Source organism: Allomuricauda sp. R78024 (assembly GCF_044596045.1).
GTDB lineage: Bacteria > Bacteroidota > Bacteroidia > Flavobacteriales > Flavobacteriaceae > Flagellimonas.
The window spans coordinates 1,889,906-1,907,184 of the sequence record NZ_CP138995.1; the positions used below are offsets into that span (position 1 = coordinate 1,889,906).

At 35.6% G+C, this 17,279-nt stretch carries 17 protein-coding genes; 5 read left to right on the forward strand and 12 right to left on the reverse strand.

Annotated elements, in window-relative coordinates; all coding sequences use genetic code 11:
* Positions 1-39 precede the first annotated feature (39 nt).
* The 4 genes from SJY44_RS08405 to SJY44_RS08420 are packed head-to-tail and all read right to left on the reverse strand — an operon-like array spanning position 40 to position 6,320.
* A complete protein-coding gene (locus SJY44_RS08405) occupies positions 40-1,785 on the reverse strand; it encodes a T9SS type B sorting domain-containing protein (RefSeq protein ID WP_396592020.1) in 1,746 nt (581 codons plus the stop codon).
* 48 nt (positions 1,786-1,833) lie between these two features.
* The gene (locus SJY44_RS08410; RefSeq protein WP_396592021.1) at positions 1,834-4,548 is read right to left on the reverse strand and encodes a T9SS type B sorting domain-containing protein; all 2,715 of its coding nucleotides are present in this window, start codon (positions 4,546-4,548) and stop codon (positions 1,834-1,836) included.
* A 29-nt stretch (positions 4,549-4,577) separates the two neighbouring features.
* Positions 4,578-5,411 (reverse strand): ABC transporter permease, encoded by an 834-nt coding sequence (locus SJY44_RS08415; protein ID WP_298928224.1) that lies wholly within the window; start codon positions 5,409-5,411, stop codon positions 4,578-4,580.
* Positions 5,412-5,423: 12 nt separating this feature from the next.
* Positions 5,424-6,320 (reverse strand): ABC transporter ATP-binding protein, encoded by an 897-nt coding sequence (locus SJY44_RS08420; protein ID WP_396592022.1) that lies wholly within the window; start codon positions 6,318-6,320, stop codon positions 5,424-5,426.
* Between the two features lie 74 nt (positions 6,321-6,394).
* On the opposite strand from SJY44_RS08420, the gene SJY44_RS08425 reads away from it, so the two are divergent.
* Complete coding sequence (locus tag SJY44_RS08425; RefSeq protein WP_298928218.1) at positions 6,395-7,471, forward strand: hypothetical protein; 1,077 nt, start codon at positions 6,395-6,397, stop codon at positions 7,469-7,471.
* Here the strand turns inward: SJY44_RS08425 and SJY44_RS08430 are convergent.
* Genes SJY44_RS08430 through SJY44_RS08455 form a run of 6 tightly spaced genes read right to left on the reverse strand, consistent with a single transcriptional unit; the run spans position 7,468 to position 12,915 of the window.
* Positions 7,468-8,526: a nucleoid-associated protein gene (locus SJY44_RS08430; RefSeq protein WP_396592023.1), complete on the reverse strand. Its 1,059-nt coding sequence runs from the start codon at positions 8,524-8,526 to the stop codon at positions 7,468-7,470. The genes SJY44_RS08425 and SJY44_RS08430 overlap by 4 nt on opposite strands.
* 27 nt (positions 8,527-8,553) lie before the next feature.
* A complete protein-coding gene (locus SJY44_RS08435) occupies positions 8,554-9,048 on the reverse strand; it encodes a hypothetical protein (protein WP_298928213.1) in 495 nt (164 codons plus the stop codon).
* Between the two features lie 44 nt (positions 9,049-9,092).
* The gene (locus SJY44_RS08440; RefSeq protein ID WP_396592024.1) at positions 9,093-10,106 is read right to left on the reverse strand and encodes a COX15/CtaA family protein; all 1,014 of its coding nucleotides are present in this window, start codon (positions 10,104-10,106) and stop codon (positions 9,093-9,095) included.
* Between the two features lies 1 nt (position 10,107).
* Positions 10,108-11,532, reverse strand: coding sequence for a CCA tRNA nucleotidyltransferase (locus tag SJY44_RS08445; protein WP_396592025.1), 1,425 nt, complete (start codon positions 11,530-11,532; stop codon positions 10,108-10,110).
* Between the two features lies 1 nt (position 11,533).
* A complete protein-coding gene (locus tag SJY44_RS08450) occupies positions 11,534-12,094 on the reverse strand; it encodes an L-threonylcarbamoyladenylate synthase (RefSeq protein ID WP_396592026.1) in 561 nt (186 codons plus the stop codon).
* A gap of 2 nt (positions 12,095-12,096) precedes the next feature.
* Positions 12,097-12,915, reverse strand: coding sequence for a zinc-binding alcohol dehydrogenase (locus SJY44_RS08455; protein ID WP_396592027.1), 819 nt, complete (start codon positions 12,913-12,915; stop codon positions 12,097-12,099).
* A 63-nt stretch (positions 12,916-12,978) separates the two neighbouring features.
* Here SJY44_RS08455 and SJY44_RS08460 point away from each other — a divergent pair, with 63 nt between their 5' ends.
* Positions 12,979-13,815 carry a glycosyltransferase family 2 protein gene (locus SJY44_RS08460; RefSeq protein WP_396592028.1) on the forward strand — a complete coding sequence of 279 codons (837 nt, stop codon included), beginning with the start codon at positions 12,979-12,981 and terminating at the stop codon, positions 13,813-13,815.
* Here the strand turns inward: SJY44_RS08460 and SJY44_RS08465 are convergent.
* Both SJY44_RS08465 and SJY44_RS08470 read right to left on the reverse strand, forming a co-directional pair.
* The gene (locus SJY44_RS08465; RefSeq protein ID WP_298928200.1) at positions 13,797-14,600 is read right to left on the reverse strand and encodes a glycosyltransferase family 2 protein; all 804 of its coding nucleotides are present in this window, start codon (positions 14,598-14,600) and stop codon (positions 13,797-13,799) included. The two genes, SJY44_RS08460 and SJY44_RS08465, sit on opposite strands and share 19 nt — an antisense overlap.
* 267 nt (positions 14,601-14,867) lie before the next feature.
* Positions 14,868-15,683: a 2,3,4,5-tetrahydropyridine-2,6-dicarboxylate N-succinyltransferase gene (locus SJY44_RS08470; protein WP_396592029.1), complete on the reverse strand. Its 816-nt coding sequence runs from the start codon at positions 15,681-15,683 to the stop codon at positions 14,868-14,870.
* 99 nt (positions 15,684-15,782) lie between these two features.
* On the opposite strand from SJY44_RS08470, the gene ruvX reads away from it, so the two are divergent.
* From ruvX to SJY44_RS08485, 3 genes are read left to right on the forward strand one after another with little or no spacing between them, the layout of a single operon-like run.
* Positions 15,783-16,193, forward strand: a complete 411-nt coding sequence (ruvX, locus tag SJY44_RS08475; protein ID WP_396592030.1) for a Holliday junction resolvase RuvX — start codon at positions 15,783-15,785, stop codon at positions 16,191-16,193.
* A 5-nt stretch (positions 16,194-16,198) separates the two neighbouring features.
* Positions 16,199-16,789, forward strand: coding sequence for a peptide deformylase (gene def, locus SJY44_RS08480; RefSeq protein ID WP_396592031.1), 591 nt, complete (start codon positions 16,199-16,201; stop codon positions 16,787-16,789).
* 53 nt (positions 16,790-16,842) lie between these two features.
* Positions 16,843-17,277 carry a DUF5606 domain-containing protein gene (locus tag SJY44_RS08485; protein WP_163423029.1) on the forward strand — a complete coding sequence of 145 codons (435 nt, stop codon included), beginning with the start codon at positions 16,843-16,845 and terminating at the stop codon, positions 17,275-17,277.
* The last annotated feature ends 2 nt before the right edge of the window (positions 17,278-17,279 follow it).

Genomic DNA, 17,279 nt, shown 5'->3' on the forward strand with positions numbered 1-17,279 from the left:
TAAAATTACGAAGCAAAAAAGTACTTAGAAAGAAAAATGTTACCGTCTTAACGCAAAATGACCTTTAAATTCTCGATTGTCAATTCCTATTGCCCGATACCAGTAGTCATTTGAAGGTAAAGGACGCCCATTGAATAAACCGTTCCATCCAATAGAATCTGCTCCAATTTGAGAAAGTAGCCTTCCGTACCTATCAAATATTGAAATTGATAAAATCTCAAAATCTTCAGCATTTGGAGGAGGTATAAATTGCCAGAAATCATTAAACCCATCACCATTTGGTGTAAAGAATTTTGGAAAGCCTTCAGAAATAAGATCTTGCTCTACGTCTTGAGCAAGAATACAACCGTCCTCGTTTTTATCCCTTACATACACTGTATTATCACCTAAAGGAACATTAGTGAATACGTTGCTGTCTTGATATGGGCCATTGATGTCATTTAAAGCAAAATCATACTGGCTACTGCCAGAAACGTTTACCGTTAACCTCAGATTATCACCATCTCTTTCTACACCTATTGAGCTTATGTTAGGACCAGGGATTACTTCAACAGTAAACACTTGGGAAGTGGTACAGGGAATATTATTTCCGTTTGGGTCAGCAAAATTTGTAACATCTAACCTATACAATCCTCCTTCTGATATTTCGGCTTCTGATGTTTCCGACAATAATTCTATTTCTGTTCCTCTGGAGGTAACGTTTGCCCATCTATACGTTTCAGCGACTACACTTGTTGATAAAGTGATGGGTTCTGAGTTTTCACATAAAGTAAAATTTACTGGAAAGTCAAGTTCAGGAAATAAGGTTACAAATTCACCATTTGAAGGATCTAGAAAAGGACCGCAGCCCACTGCGGTGGAAAAACTTTCTTGTATACAACCAGTAGCTTCTACTAGTTCATTGAAGGGTACAATGGTCATAAACAGTAAAGCATTGGGCTCAAAGTCAATAACGAATGTCCTTGCAGATCTAAAGATTCTATCCTTTACAATTTCATTTCCAAAAGGCGTGGTGCCAATGGTAACCTTATAACCCGTAGCTCCGGGAACTTCTTCCCATTCCAATAATGGTGTTAGCGGTACGTTCGTGCCTCCGTCAAGAGGCGATATTAATCTTGTACAGTTTAAACTCTGTGCTATATCTGCGGTAAAAAAGGACTCCACAGCACAGTTCTGTGCCTCTCCGTTCTCATTTACTGGAGTAACTGAGACAAATATTTCAGTGTTAATAGGCAAATCTTGGGGTGGATTAAATGTCAACACATTACCAACGTTTGTTCTTCCAAAAATATCTGTTCCCCCAGGTGTGGTGCCAATACTCAAAATATAAGACAAAGCGCCAGGAGAGTATTTCCAATTGATGTTTGAACGTAAGTTAATATCTGTGTCCCCATTTGCTGGATTGCGAATATTTGTACAATTTGGTGGAGTAATTACATCTTCGGTTCTAAACGAAATGCTTGGGCAAACGATATTTTGATTTTGATTGCTGAAGAAAAACAGTGTGATTGTAACAAAGATTTCGGTATTATCCGGTAGTCCAAATGGAGGAGTATAAGACGTATTTGTTCCAACGGCAAATTCACTTATTATATCCCTACCTCCTGGGGTTGTACCAATTGAAATATTATAACTTGGAACACCTATAATTTCTTGCCAAGTTATTGTAGTTCCCACAGAAACATTGGTAGCTCCTGCAACAGGATTTAACAATCTTGGGCATGTTTGGGAAACAACCAAAAGAGGGGCCAATAAAAGCCCTATGGACAGCAATTTTTTTAACATTTGATAAAAATCAAATTCTTGTAACTAAATCATTTCTTTTTTCATAAACTAGCGCTTTAGGGCGAAATGCCCTTTAAACACTCTTCCATCTTCCAAGGCAACCTTAAACCAATAATCTGAGGCTGGTAATTCATTATTATTGAAAGTGCCATTCCAACCTTCTGTTCTTGGAGTTACTTGAGCCATAAGCATTCCAAACCGATTGTAAATTGAAATTATACTTTCTGCCTGAAACTGATCATCAATGCCGATTATTTGCCATGAATCGTTAATACCATCGCCATTTGGAGTAAAAAATTTGGGGTATCCAATTACTGAAATCAAGTCCTTAGCAACACCACAGCTATTTTTATCCCTTACATATACAGTGATGAATCCTGGTAGTATATTTTCAAAGATTGGTGAGTCTTGATAGCTAACGGCATCTATGGAGTATTCATAATCACCATCACCGGAAACAATTATTTCAACTAAATTATCATCGGAGATATCTTCAACCAGGGTGTTTTCAATAACGGCAATATTGGAAGGAAGTACTTCAAAGCCAAATTCACTAAAACACTCAAAAATTCCATCATTCGTGGTATAACTATATCCTACTTCCAAAATATAATTACCGATAGAGGATATTTGTAAATCCTGCAGATTTCCAACTTGTTGAGGAAATCCCCCTGTATTTTTATACCATCGGTATAAATCAAAACCACCTGGAGCTTTTATTGGTAGAGGAGGGCCATCGGTACACCATATTATTTCACTGTCAAAAGTAAAAGACGGTGTAGGGTTAACCACAAGGTTAATAACATCAATGTCTTCACATTCATTTGTATCCTCAATTCTAACAAAAATAGACGTAGAGGAGGTTTTATAATCTCCTGAAATAGGATTTTGCTCCAGACTAACGTCTTCCAGGGATGTATAAAATGCAATGTCCTGATTAGGGTAATTTGTTTCTTGAAAACTATTCAAATCAAAAATACCTTCCAAAAATAGATCCTCCGGGTCATCATCGCATGTGTAATAAAATAGTTCATCATTAGGATTTAAAACAACGGATCGTACTTGAAGTTCCAAATCGCCAAAATTCTCACACCCATTTTCATCCACAATTTTATATTGAATGATCTGGTTAAATGGAGTGGAATTTACATAGCCTATAGGATTGGTTATAGGGTTGTCCGAGTTTAAATCAGCAGCAGATTCGTAAAATGAAAAGATGTAAGCAGAATTGAATATTGCTTGTTCCAAGTTAAAGGACGTTAAACCATCTGTAGCGTTAATAGTGTCAACATCGCATTGTGTAAGAAAAATTGAAGGAGCTTCGGGCAGCGGGTTTACAGATATGAACCCTTCTCCAATTATTGGGCATTCCCCAGGGTCACTTAGTGTAATTTCCAAGCTATAACGCCCAGAATCATTTGCACCTGCAGAATTTATGGTTAATGTATTGCTGGAATTACTAATTGGGTTTCCATCTTTTTCCCAAGCATAAACTGCACCCGGAATATTTTCAGCTTCAAGTGTGAATGGTTCTCCTTCACAAATGGTCAATGATGTTCCTGTTGAGCCATCAGTATTTTTAACTATTTCAATTCTATCAAAAAAAGATTGAATAAAAGGAGGCAGTCCTTGTGTTGCATTCCTTCCATTTAGGGCAACGGCATTATGTCTATAATTTGCAGCATTGCCTTTTTCGTTTGGATTTTCTATGACTCCTAGATAAGGAGTTCCTATGAGATAGTTTTCGGCAATTGTTCTATATATTTTACCATTTTGCGCAAGTTGCAGTGCTCCTCTGTACATTGGTCTTCTATCAATCTCTTCTTCTGATGCTGAAATGTTTGGGGCCGTTAGGTCATATTGAACAAGTGATGAAGAGTGTCCTCCTACTTGACCAGCGGGTTCGTTATTGGAGGTATGGGCATATAAGAACCTTTGGTCTGGGGAAAACTCAATACCATAAGGAAATTTGTTTGGGGCTGATACAAGTATTCGATTCTGATTGGATAAAATCCCCGTGTTTACATCAAAATCATATAAATATAACCCAGAAGCTGAATTTGCACTTGCAAGTGTCTCTGCATCGGGTGAGAATTTTAAGTAACCTCTTGGATCAAGAACCTCCAGATTGCTAAACTTACTATTAACAGGTGTTGTGTTAACTCCGGTCGATGTTACTTCAAAGGCATGATAGGTATTGAATGGACCTGTGTTGGGGTTTTCAAGTCCAAGGGCAACTACCCAAATGGATTTGTCCAAGCAGTTTTTTAAAACAGCAGATATTTTTTCTGAGCAGAATTTTAAAAGATTGATATTTTTTTGTGTTACGGCACCATTTCCTGAATTAAGGGAAAGATCAACAACCGAATAATTTAATCCGAAGTTGGGATCATTTTCAGCAGTAGAGGTATCAACTGTAAAGATGTATAGAATATTGGGGTCGCCTGGCTTTTGAACTATAATAGCAGATTGTGTGCTGGAAGGGTCGCCATAAAGTCCGGTTCCATTTTGCATAACGTTGTGGTTTCTATCAAAAACTCTAATACCGTCTGTATAGAGCAAAAGATTACCAACAGCGTCTGAAATTGAGGCACAACCTTCAAATGTGCTTATTCTGCCATCGGTGAGAGGTACAACAGTTCCGTCGTTGTTAAATTTTATTCCAGCACCATTTCCAAAATACCAATTAGACGTCTCTCCTTGACTAAAAACTGAAAAGGAAAATAAGAATGAAAGAAGTAAATAAATGTATTTATTTGACATTCAACGGATAAATAGTACCTGAAAAGATACTATAAATCGCGCTTTTTCAATAATGCATAGGATAAATAGATAAAAAGAGCTGTCCAAAAGATGACTATGAAAAACTCGTACCAATACACTTGATAATCAAATTTCATATTCTCTCCTATTTGTTCTCCTATATTTTGTACAGCAGAAAGTCTAGTGAAAGGCTCTTTTATAAGATTCATCATAGACTCAAGTGGAAAGAAATCTTTAACAAGTTTTGCGTTTGGCCAACTCATAATTTTCCAGCCAAGCAATCCAAAAATCAACTGTTCAAGAATTACCCATAATATTAAAAAGCCTAGTGCGAATGCCGATCTTTTCACAAAAATCCCCAGAAAAAGACAGAAAGAGAAGAACCCAACCAACTTCACGAAAAAGGCCAATAGGAACTCTAAATCAGAAAAGATAATAGAAAACTCATTGTAATCTGAATAGACAAGCCCTAAAATTAGGGATACAACAAAAACAAATACTGTGGAAATCAAAGAAAAAGATATAACGGTAAGAAACTTAGAAAGAATAAATTCTTTCTTGGAGAGACCATCTATCAAATTTTGTTTAATAGTCTTATTGCTGTACTCGTTTGCCATCATAGAAACAATGACTATTGCCAAAAACAGCTTAAAAATTGCTGTTACAAATGTGTTGAAATGCCAGATGTAAGGAAAATTGAAAATTCCTTGATCTGCCAGATGAAATTTTACAGGACCAATATCAAACTTTATTGCTGCTATTAAAGCTATTGAGGTTAGAAGTAGAAAATAGGAGGTAATCAATATTTTACTTGCCCTATTATTCCAAAGTTTTATGAATTCTATTTGTAGTAAGCGTACCATTCGTTTTTTTGATTAATTGTTTTTGGTCAAGGCTAAAAATTGTTCTTCCAGGCTTTCTTTGCGTTTTACTAGATGAGAAAGTACCATTCCATTGTCAAAAAGCATTTTGTTGAGTTCTTCTGCATTCATTTCCTCTTTTAGAAAAGCTGTAATGGTGCCATTCTCTCGTGTAATCTTTCCAAAGCTTACATTTTTTTCCAACAATCCTTGCAGCTTTTCCATGTCTGAAGTCCTTAGCTCAAAGAAACCATGACTGGCCAACATACTATCTACTGGGCCAGAGTAGAGCTTTTCTCCTTTTCGAAGTATTACAACATGGGAGCACACTTTTTCAACTTCATCCAGTAAATGGGAAGCTAGTAATATGGTTGTACCTTGACCAGCAATTTCTTTAATGATTTCCCTAATTTGATGAATTCCTTGGGGGTCTAATCCGTTGGTAGGTTCATCAAGAATCAGGATTTCGGGGTCGTTCAATAGGGCAGAGGCGATAGCCAAACGTTGTTTCATCCCTAAAGAATAGGTCTTGAACTTGCTATCTTTTCGTTCCCAGAGACCAACCAGCTGCAACTTCTCTTCGATTTTGGTTTCTGGAACCTCTTTTATTTTGCAAACCAGTTTAAGATTCTGTATTGCAGTCATGTAAGGGTAGAAATTGGGTCGCTCTATAATGGCACCAACCTTTTTTAGAGCATCGTGCGTAGATGTATTACCTTCAAACCAGCTAAAATCACCAGAAGTTCTGTTCACAACATTTAAAATAATACCCAAAGTTGTGGATTTACCACTACCATTAGGTCCTAAAATGCCATAGACATTGCCTTTTTCTATAGTAAAGGACAGGTCTTTAACTGCGGTGAGATAGCCGAATTTTTTTGTTAGATGATTTACGGTCAGTATTGTCTCCAAGGCAAAATCGTTTTTTGATTTGTTTATAGTAACTTGACGAGGTATTATGGATTTTGTTACAAAATAGGGAAAGAATGTCCGAGGAAAAATTAATGTCTAAGAAAAAGCCCGCATACCCAGTCAATAAAAAATTGGATGGATATCTGCATAGATACAATCGAAAAATTGAAATCCCTATTTTTTATGAAGACCTGCTACGATTTGCTGGCTCTGTTATTGTGTATGATTCTGAAGATGCAGATACACTTTGGGTGCGGGTATATTATTCTGATTCTGAACGAGAGGAAATAGATTTGAGCCTTAAGAGGGTTTATTCTATTTTACATTCAGACGGTAGCGATGGCATTCTGGAATACCTTAATGTGGACGCAGTTGACTATTGCACATTTGGAAACTCAAAACCCTTTAGAATCAAAATACGGAATATTTTAAATGATAACTACACCTATTTTTATGTAAAAAAAACGGATGCATCCAGGGTTTACGGTTTGGAGCTGGAGCATATGCTTTCACCTTACAATCTAAATTTTCTGGTCTATGGGGATACGCTAATTGAAGAACATATTGCCGGAATACCTGGAGATGTTTTTATTAGTGATTTTTTGCCTAAATGTAGTGAAGCAGAGAAGGCACAACTGGCAAAAGAATTTGTAAAATTCAATGAACGTTGTATGATTCGTCTGCTGGGAGATATGAGGTCTTATAATTATGTAATTGTGCCAACACACGATTTTGATCATGTGGTGTATAAGATTAGGGCCATAGATTTTGACCAACAGTGTTTTGAAGGAAAATTAAAAGTGTACAGGCCGCAGTTTTTTAAAGAAAACTTTCAAATGGTGGAATTGGTAAGAACCAAACTGCAAAAACATTCCGTTGATCAGTATAAAATTGAGGAACGTTCTATTGTGGCCAAACGAATCTTAAGCTCTGGTAACCGAATTAAAAGACTAGTAAGTATAAGTAAAACGGATGATATTTCTTTGGAAGAAAACATTGATCAACTAAAACTTCAGATATACGAGCTAACTAAAGATCTCAATTTTAAAAAGAGCACCACAATGGGAGAGGTTTTATCCTTGGCCCTAGATTTTGTGAAGCGAAACTACCAAGATGTAAATGTGAAGCAGATTTTGAATAACGAACCTTAAGTCTTCTGCTCTTTATTGAAATACACTAGGTAATAATACATCTGTCGCTCTTCATCCCAGCCTTTTTCTACAAACTTTTCAGCAGATTCTGGGTTGATAAAATCCATTTTTATCTGAATGTTGGTATCTAGATTGATAACGTTTTTTATTTTTTTACGAGCCTCGGAGACCGCTTTGTTGGCAATGTCAAAATTGGAAACGTCTTCAATACTAAACTTAGGCCCTTTTTCAACTTTATAATGTTTAAACTCTGGAATAAGCTCAGGGTTTTCTATTACCTCATTTAAAAAGGAACTTTCTTCAAAAGCATCATTTTTGGCAAAATGGTTTACAGCCCTGTTCATAAAGAGTACTTCTTGTTGTTTGTCCTCAGCGGGAAGCACCACATCTTTTGCAAAATTTTGACAGAATTTCAAGTAGTTTTTAGTATAAAAGTTTTCATCGGTCAAAGGTGCCAATCCCAGAAAATTTTCTAACCAGTATTTGGCATCATAACGATTGCTATCTACGGATAATACTTTATATCCCTCTTCTTTATCTACATTGAAGATAATACAGCCCTTATCCAGTTTATTAATGTTGATGCCTTGGCGTATCAAGAGTTCCAAATTTTGATCTTTTTCCTTGAACTGTAAAAAATCATGTTTCAGTTCACTTTTAAAGATTCCAATGGCATCTGTCTTGTTATTGTCGATGACCATATCTGAAAAATGGACAATATAAACTTCACCACTTTTTATATGTGGGTGATTGGATTCTTCATAAAGCAGGGTAGTGATTTTTTTAGAAATTAAATGTGATTTTGAGCCATCCTCAAAAAGTTCGGAAACGGACTTAAAAACCTCATTGAATTCCAAATCTACCTCATGTGAAAATTTAAAATAGTTCTCCTCTTTCTCCCTAAAAGGCTTAAAAAAATATTCTTTTAACAGACCGGACATTTCATCATTTAATGAAAAAGGCTCTGCGGATAAGAAAATGGCTTCGTTTTTACTTTTATTGCCAACTCTGTGCAATGAAACACTTTCAATTTGGGCAGGATACAGGTTTAGCATATGTGTTTTTAATAGGTAGGTTAATTATTAGTTCCAGTTTTCATCAAAATCTAGGTCATCATAGCTGTCAAGCGAATCATCAAAGTCTATGGATGGTTTGGATTCAAACTTTTTTTCAGGTGGAGAATCTGGCAATTCACCAAAGCTAAACAGTACGTTTGGATAAATTCTTCCATCTTCTTTATCAATAATATCTGCCAATTCAACAAAAAATGTCCACATACTGAAAAAATCATATACGTAGATTAATTTTGGGTTTTGCTCTGTCATAACATCACTAAGTCCAGTCTCATTCATCAACCTAATATCAGAACCTGTTTCACTCATATCAAAAAGAGCGATTTCCTCATCTTGATTCCATTCTTGGTCACAAGTATAAAAAGAGGCCATCTCACTGCCTCCAAACCCAAAAGCTTGTGTAATAGCGTTATGAAAATCTTCTAAGGTACTGGCATCTTCCATTTCAATATCTCTAAAGATATCATCCTCAGCATCAAGTATTATCCTTATTTTATAAATCATCCCTGAATTTTTAAAATGGACGCAAAGTTACAACAAATAGTGTGTCATTTAGTGAACCTGTGCAAAGTAAAAGTCATCGCCGCTAATAGAAAAAATGCCCCTATTTGATGGGCAAGCCCTAACCAAAGGGGAACAGCATAAATCAATGTGAATACACCCAACAAAAATTGCAAACCAACTAAAACCAATAAAGCATTGATACCGGTATCCTGCAATGCAGTACGTTTGATCTTTCTGGTTTTATACCATAAGAAAATAACGATGCTAACTACTATATACGCTAGGTAACGATGTATAAATTGGACTCCACTTTTACCCTCTATAAAATTTTTAAGGAAGGGTTGTTGTTCTATATATACCGTTTCATGAATTAGTTTGCCCTCACTCATTAGCGGCCAATGATTATGGATAAATCCTGCATCTAAACCCGCTACAAACGCGCCCCAAACAATTTGAACTATAAGAATGAATAATCCAATTTGGAGTAAATTACGAATGCCTTTATTGATTTCTTTTTTTGATGGGTAAATCAAGTCCAACGCCACCCAAAAACTATAGGCAAAGGTCAAAAAAGCGGTGGTCAAGTGCGCTGCCAATCTATAGTGCGAAACATCTGGACGGTCAACCAACCCACTTTTTACCATATACCAACCTAAAAAACCTTGAAAGCCACCCATAAAGAGAAGTATTAGACATTTTTTTATGGTTGGTCTATCTAATTTTTTGGTTATCAGGAAGAAAACAAATGGAACAATAAAAACAATCCCAATAAACCTGCCAATGACCCTATGGAACCATTCCCAGAAATAAATGCTTTTAAAATCATCCAATGTAAAATGATAATTCAGTTTTTGGTACTCAGGATACTGTTTATAAAGGTCAAAAGCTTCTTGCCATTCCAATTCGTTCATTGGAGGTAATGTGCCACTGATTAATTTATAGTCAGACATAGAAAGTCCAGAATGTGTTAGTCGGGTAATACCACCAACAAGAACCATGATAAAAATAAGGGCACAACCCAAAAACAGCCAATAGATAACGTATTTGTTGGTTTTCATTTCAGCTGGTCTTAAGATTCATTTTTTTGCCTTTATCTAACATAAACTGATATGCAGCTTCGTATTCATTGGGAATTTCGCCTTCCAAAATGGCTTCTTTTATAGCTTCTTTTATGATTCCGATCTCTTTAGATGGTTTAAGGTTGAATACCTGCATAATCTCTTCACCTGAAACTGGTGGTTGAAAATTACGGACATGGTCTCTCTCTTCGACCTCCACTATTTTTTTTCGAACAATTTGGAAGTTGTTCTTATACTTTCGTTGTTTTCTTGGGTTTTTTGTAGTGATGTCTGCTTCGCACAACGTCATAAGATCTTCTACATACTCTCCAGCATCAAAAACCAAGCGGCGCACCGCAGAATCTGTTATATGGTCTTCAGACAGAACAATGGGCCTTGAACTCATCAATACCATTTTTTGAACAAATTTCATTTTATCGTTCAGTGGCATTCTGAGTCTTTTGAAAAGCTTGTAGACCATCTTTGATCCTACAAATTCATGTGCGTGAAATGTCCATCCAATTTTCTTATGAAAACGTTTGGTAGGTGCTTTTCCAATATCATGTAACAGCGCAGCCCACCTTAACCAAAGATCATCTGTATTTTCTGAAATATTGTCAACTACTTCCAACGTATGCCAGAAATTATCTTTGTGGCGTTGCCCTTCAATTTCCTCAATGCCCTGTAAAGCAGTAAGTTCAGGAAGAATGATTGGGAGCAAACCGGTCTGGTGCAACAACTTAAAACCAATGGATGGCTTTTTGCTTAGGATAATCTTATGTAGTTCATCTACAATTCTTTCCTTTGAAATAATTTTGATGCGGTCTTTGTTTTCGGTAATGGACTGAAGCGATTTTAACTCAATGGTAAAATCCAATTGGGTGGCAAAACGTATGGCACGCATCATCCGTAAAGGATCATCTGAATAGGTTATGCCTGGTTCTAGAGGAGTTCTAATCAGTTTTTTTTTCAAATCTCCAAGCCCGTCAAAAGGATCTAAAAGCTGCCCATAACTTGATTGATTTAACGAGAAGGCCATGGCATTTATGGTGAAATCCCGTCGATTTTGGTCATCTTCAAGAGATCCATCTTCTACAACAGGTTTTCTACTGTCATGATGATAGCTTTCTTTTCTGGCACCCACAAATTCCAATTCCAATTCCTGATACCTAACCATTGCGGTGCCAAAATTCTTGAAAATGGAAACTTGAGGCTTTCCTTTTAATTTTGAAGCAACTTTTTTGGCAAGTTCAATACCACTGCCAATGGCAACAATATCAACATCTTTTGGGGTGCCTCTTTTAAGTAGATAGTCTCTAACGAATCCTCCAATAACAAAAGAATCAGTGTCTAATTCTTGAGAAGTTTCTCCAATGAGTTTAAAAATGGGATGTTGTATTGCCTCTTTATGGAATTCCTGCGTCATTTTATTCCCTGATTACCTTGACCTGGCCATCATTACTAAGCTTAATTATAGATGAAGGGGAAGGATTTTCGTTTTCTAACTGCAAATTTACCACATAGTCTACTCCTTTTAAAATTTCTGGACTTATCTCTTTAAAATGATTGGGTGTAGGCCGGCCAGAAATATTAGCAGATGTAGATACGATAGGTTTTCCAAATTTATTGATTAGATATTGACAGAACTTATCAGATGCTACCCTAATGGCCAAAGTATTATCTTCTGCAATTAGATTTTTGGCAACATCCTTTGGGGAGTCAAAGACTATTGTGGTCGGTTTTTGTGCAAAATCCATGATGTCGTAAGCCACTTCTGGAACTTCTTTTACATGACGTTCCAACATAGCCTGATGGGTAACAAGACAGATCAAAGCTTTACTATCAGCTCTTTTTTTTAAATCATATACCTTTTTAACGGCTTCTTCATTAGTGGCATCGCATCCAATTCCCCATACAGTATCGGTAGGGTAGAGGATTAAATTACCTTCCTTTAGTTCTTTGATACAGTTGTTGATCTCTTCAATCAATTTTATGTCAATTTAAAGTTAAAGTGGTCATCCAAAGCTTGCCACTGAATTCTGTTTTTATCCTCTGTAATATTGGTTTTTTTCAAGGAGACTTTTTGAGAGCCCCAAATAGGAATAGGTTCTTTTTCGCTATTTTTTGCTTGAATGGATTTTGTTCCCTTTAATAGTGCCATTGCTTTGAACCATAAATCATCTGCTTTTGGCGCAAGTTTCATAAATAATGGTTGATCATGAACTTGGTTGTCCAAAGAATTAATAGGGTAGAGAGTACCACCTGCTCCAATAGGCAAAGTGTTGTCTTCATTTGTACATGGCCCATTTCCTGAACTCCATTTTTTATATGGTAATAATTCCCCATCACTATTATAAGAAATACATCTAGTTTGATTTCCTATGATTTCTGAGGGATTCTTTTGGTGAACTTCATACAATTTGGAAAGCCAATTTTTTCTGTACATCATATCATCATCACAGGTAACAATAATGGTATTGGGATATATGTTCAGGGTTTCAACCAGTTTTCTGTGAGAGCTGGTGTATTTTGAAAATTTAATTGAAAATATGGAGCTGGCTAAATTCGAGAGTTTTTTTGGAATTTTATCTTCCAAATCCTCGTGTAACCAGAGTACTATTTGATCTGGCAGAACATCCTGATTTAAAAGGCTCCTAATGGTAAGGTCTACAATACCTAGTCTAGACGGGATTGAAGCCAGTGATACAATTACAGGAATCTGATTTTTTCCTTCTATGAATTTTTTCTTAGATGTATTTGAAAGCTTTATATGATGAAAAAGAGAAACAGGTATTTCTTTTACCTTCATTGGAAGTATTTTAGAATGCAAAATTAAGGATATGTGATAATATTTAATATTTCTATTTTTGTCATGATGAATAAAGACAAAGAAGACAATCCTAAAATATCAATTATAGTAAGCACCTATAATTCTGAAGAATGGTTAAAGAAAGTGCTTTGGGGCTTTAATTGTCAAATCTTCAAAAATTTTGAAGTTGTAATTGCAGATGATGGATCTGGTCCTAAAACTAAAGAACTCCTAGATGTTATGTCCAAAGAAGTTTTTTATAGAATAATTCACGTTTGGCAAGAAGATGATGGTTTTCAGAAATCTCGAATACTGAATAAATCTGTTGAAGCGTGCAATGCGGAGTATATTATAATGACGGATGGAGATTGTATACCAAGAGAGGATTTTACGGAAGTACACTATATAAATAAAGAGAAAGGATATTTTATTTCTGGTGGCTATTATATGCTTCCCATGAATATATCTAAGATGATTACATTGGAAGATATTAAACAACAAAATTGCTTTAATATTCAATGGCTAAAGGAAAAAGGTGTTCCAAAGACTTTTAAAAACAATAAGCTTACTGCTAGTGGAATGATATCCAAATTGTTGAATACTTTTACACCCACAAATGCAAGTTGGAATGGGCACAATTCTTCAGGTTGGAAAAAAGATATCTTAAATGTAAATGGTTTTGATGAGAGAATGCAATACGGAGGTCAGGACAGAGAATTGGGTGAGCGTATGTTCAATTTTGGTTTAAAATCAAAGCAATTAAGATATAGTGCTGTTTGTGTTCATCTTGATCACAAAAGAGGATATAAAACACCAGAATCCATTGCAAAGAATACTGCTATAAGAAGGGAAACAAGAAACAAGAAACTTGTATGGAGTCACTATGGCATTACCAAATAATAGGTAAGCTCATTTTTCTTTTCCAATCTTTTTAACTCTCTATATCTTTCCAAAACGCCAAGAGCATTCAGATACGAAATAGTAATACCTTTTTTGCCATCCAAGAAGCCTAATCTTAGAACATAATGATTAAAGAACTTCCAAATGGGTTTAATTGCCATAGAGATGTAATTGAAGTGCTTTTCCTTATAAAAAGCCTCTTTAGCTTTTAATTGACCGTAACGAAGCATTTTACCTTTATAGTCTTCGTAATTCTTGTAGCAATAATGAATAAGTTTTTCTTTAAGAATGCAAGAGTTTCCATTAACCTCCAAGGTTTCATGTACAATCTTTTTATCAGTAAACCTTGCTTTACTCTTTCTAAATAATCTATGGTTTTTATCTGTCTGCCAACCACTAAAATTTAGAGGGGTATTTTGAAACATAAACTTACGATAGAACCAGTATGCCTCGCATGCATTGGGATTGTTTATTGTTTCGGTTATTTCCTTTTGGAGTTTATCTTCAACGACTTCGTCCGCATCTACAAAAAGTACCCAATCATTTGTAGCCTGTTTAAGGGTAAATGATTTTTGCGCTGTAAAATTCTCAAACGGATTTTGAATTACTTTGACTTTGGGGTGTTTTTGTAAGTATTCGTATGTACCGTCATTACTGAAGGAATCAACAACGATGATTTCATCTGCAAATGAAATAGAATTTATACATCTTTCAATGTAACCCATCTCATTGTAAGTTATGATCAACGCGGATAATTTTTGCTTTGGGGTGCTCAATCCAGCCATATTTATTGGTATTGGTATTAGGTGTCCACAAAATTATAACAAAAAAATACAAGGAAAATTGTTTTTAGGTGTAATTTTCTTACACTTTGGAAATTTTCGAATATCCTTTATTTTTCAGTAAAATTTTAAAAATCTAGGTTGTTGTTGAGTTCAAAAGATGATAAAAAGACAAATGGTTGCTTGGTTTCGAAAGAAAAATTAAATGATTTCAAACAAAATAATGGACAACTTACCTGAACCAAAAGTAAAAAACACCAAATACGACGACTAAACAGCTACATCATGTTCCCTTAAAGCATTATTTAATGATGTTTTCTTGTTGGTACTTTCCTTTCGTTTTCCAATAATCAAAGCACAAGGTACTTGAAACTCTCCCGCAGCAAACTTTTTGGTATAACTTCCTGGGATGACCACAGATCTTGCTGGAACTATACCTTTTAGTTCCACAGGTTTTTCTCCAGTAACATCAATAATTTTTGTAGATGCTGTTAATACCACATTTGCACCTAAAACAGCTTCTTTTTCTACTCGTACCCCTTCTACAACAATACAACGAGAACCAATAAAGGCATTATCCTCAATGATGACTGGAGCAGCTTGTAAAGGTTCCAGAACACCGCCAATTCCCACACCACCACTCAAATGGACATTTTTACCTATTTGTGCACAACTGCCCACGGTGGCCCAAGTATCCACCATAGTGCCTTCATCTACATAGGCGCCAATGTTAACATAGCTTGGCATTAAAATGGTTCCTTTGGAAATATAAGCACCATGTCTGGCAACGGCATGTGGAACTACACGCACACCTTTTTCTTTATATCCTCTTTTTAATGGAATCTTATCATGGTATTCAAAAATACCAGCTTCCAAAACTTCCATTTTTTGAATTGGAAAATAGAGAACAACAGCCTTTTTAACCCATTCGTTGATTTGCCAATCATTTTCTTTGGGTTCGGCACATCTTAGTTCACCCAAATCAATTAGATTAATTACCTCTCTGATAGCATTTTGGGTTTCTTCTTCTTTTAACAAATCCCTATTGTCCCAAGCATTTTCTATAAGTGCTCTTAGCTGTGTCATTTTTTTTAAATTTTGACAAAGATAATCTGCAGATTAGAATATTACGGCTTATTTTAAAAGCATAACATTTTTAGGTTTATTTTTGCCAAAATTTTAGACTTGGCAAGAATTTTGGCTTTGGATTATGGAAAAGTAAGAACAGGAGTAGCGGTTACGGACGAACTTCAGTTAATCGCCTCTGGATTAACTACGGTTGAGACAAAAGATTTGATTTCTTTCCTTGTTGATTATATTGAAAAAGAAAAGGTTGAAAGCTTTGTGGTGGGACTTCCAAAACAAATGGACAATACACCATCGGAATCCGAAGAATTAATACAACCTTTTTTAAAGAAGTTGTCCGCTAAATTTCCGACAATACAAATTGAGCGTCAAGATGAGCGTTTTACCTCCAAAATGGCATTTCAATCCATGTTGGATAGCGGAATGAAAAAGAAAAAACGACAGAATAAGGCTATTGTTGATGAAATAAGTGCAACACTTATTTTACAGGCATACCTTAATAGAATTTAGTTTTTATGATTTTACCCATAGTTGCATACGGAGAACCTGTTTTACGTAAAGTAGGAAAGGATATTACCAAAGAATATCCCAAGTTGGAAGAGTTGATAACTAATATGTGGGAGACCATGTACAATGCTCATGGCGTAGGTTTGGCGGCACCTCAGATAGGGCTGCCCATCCGTTTGTTTTTGGTTGATACAACGCCATTTTCAGATGATGAGGATTTAAGCAAAGAGGATCAAGAGGCCTTAGAAGGTTTTAAAAAAGTATTTATTAATGCTAAAATTGAAGATGAAACGGGTAACGAATGGGATTTTAATGAAGGTTGTTTAAGTATTCCAGACATTAGGGAAGATGTAAAGCGTAAACAGGAAATTACCATAAGCTATCTAGACGAAAACTTTAAACCGCACACCGAAACGTATGATGGTCTTTTGGCAAGAGTTATTCAGCATGAGTATGACCATATTGAGGGTATTCTTTTTACCGACAAGCTTTCTTCATTGAAAAAAAGGCTTTTAAAAAGCAGATTGGATAAAATTTCAAAGGGAAAAATTAGTATAGATTACAAAATGCGGTTCCCCAATATCAAAAAAGGGCGTTAAAAAAAACCACGTTTGGGATAAAAGTATAATTTTGCGCGCATAAAATAGAAAAGATGGTACTGGACAAGATTTTATCAATTGGTGGTAAACCTGGACTTTTTAAGTTGTTGACTCAAACAAGGAGTGGTTTTGTTGGAGAATCTCTCTTAGATGGGAAACGAGTAACCGTTGGAATACGCAGCAATGTAAGTGTGTTGTCTGAAATAGCCATTTACACTCTTGAAGAAGAAGTGCCGCTTAGAGAGGTCTTTCAAAAGATAAAAGAAAAAGAAGGTGGCAAGAAAACCAGCATTAGCCACAAGGTGGAAAAAATACAACTTGAAGAATACTTCTTTGAAATTCTACCCAATTATGATGAGGATAGAGTATATACCAGTGATATAAAGAAAATTATTCAATGGTATAATATTCTAACGGAAAACAAAATCAATGACTTTTCCGATTCTGATGATGAAGAGGTTTTGGTTTCCTCAGATGAGGAAGAATAACC

What these genes read in the sequence shown, in the direction of transcription:
- SJY44_RS08405 (WP_396592020.1), bottom strand. Translation starts at nt 1,785, where the DNA reads ATGTTAAAAAAATTGCTGTCCATAGGGCTTTTATTGGCCCCTCTTTTG.
- SJY44_RS08410 (WP_396592021.1), bottom strand. Translation starts at nt 4,548, where the DNA reads ATGTCAAATAAATACATTTATTTACTTCTTTCATTCTTATTTTCCTTT.
- SJY44_RS08415 (WP_298928224.1), bottom strand. Translation starts at nt 5,411, where the DNA reads ATGGTACGCTTACTACAAATAGAATTCATAAAACTTTGGAATAATAGG.
- SJY44_RS08425 (WP_298928218.1), top strand. Translation starts at nt 6,395, where the DNA reads ATGTCCGAGGAAAAATTAATGTCTAAGAAAAAGCCCGCATACCCAGTC.
- SJY44_RS08430 (WP_396592023.1), bottom strand. Translation starts at nt 8,526, where the DNA reads ATGCTAAACCTGTATCCTGCCCAAATTGAAAGTGTTTCATTGCACAGA.
- SJY44_RS08435 (WP_298928213.1), bottom strand. Translation starts at nt 9,048, where the DNA reads ATGATTTATAAAATAAGGATAATACTTGATGCTGAGGATGATATCTTT.
- SJY44_RS08440 (WP_396592024.1), bottom strand. Translation starts at nt 10,106, where the DNA reads ATGAAAACCAACAAATACGTTATCTATTGGCTGTTTTTGGGTTGTGCC.
- SJY44_RS08445 (WP_396592025.1), bottom strand. Translation starts at nt 11,532, where the DNA reads ATGACGCAGGAATTCCATAAAGAGGCAATACAACATCCCATTTTTAAA.
- SJY44_RS08455 (WP_396592027.1), bottom strand. Translation starts at nt 12,915, where the DNA reads ATGAAGGTAAAAGAAATACCTGTTTCTCTTTTTCATCATATAAAGCTT.
- SJY44_RS08460 (WP_396592028.1), top strand. Translation starts at nt 12,979, where the DNA reads ATGATGAATAAAGACAAAGAAGACAATCCTAAAATATCAATTATAGTA.
- SJY44_RS08465 (WP_298928200.1), bottom strand. Translation starts at nt 14,600, where the DNA reads ATGGCTGGATTGAGCACCCCAAAGCAAAAATTATCCGCGTTGATCATA.
- SJY44_RS08470 (WP_396592029.1), bottom strand. Translation starts at nt 15,683, where the DNA reads ATGACACAGCTAAGAGCACTTATAGAAAATGCTTGGGACAATAGGGAT.
- def (WP_396592031.1), top strand. Translation starts at nt 16,199, where the DNA reads ATGATTTTACCCATAGTTGCATACGGAGAACCTGTTTTACGTAAAGTA.
- SJY44_RS08485 (WP_163423029.1), top strand. Translation starts at nt 16,843, where the DNA reads ATGGTACTGGACAAGATTTTATCAATTGGTGGTAAACCTGGACTTTTT.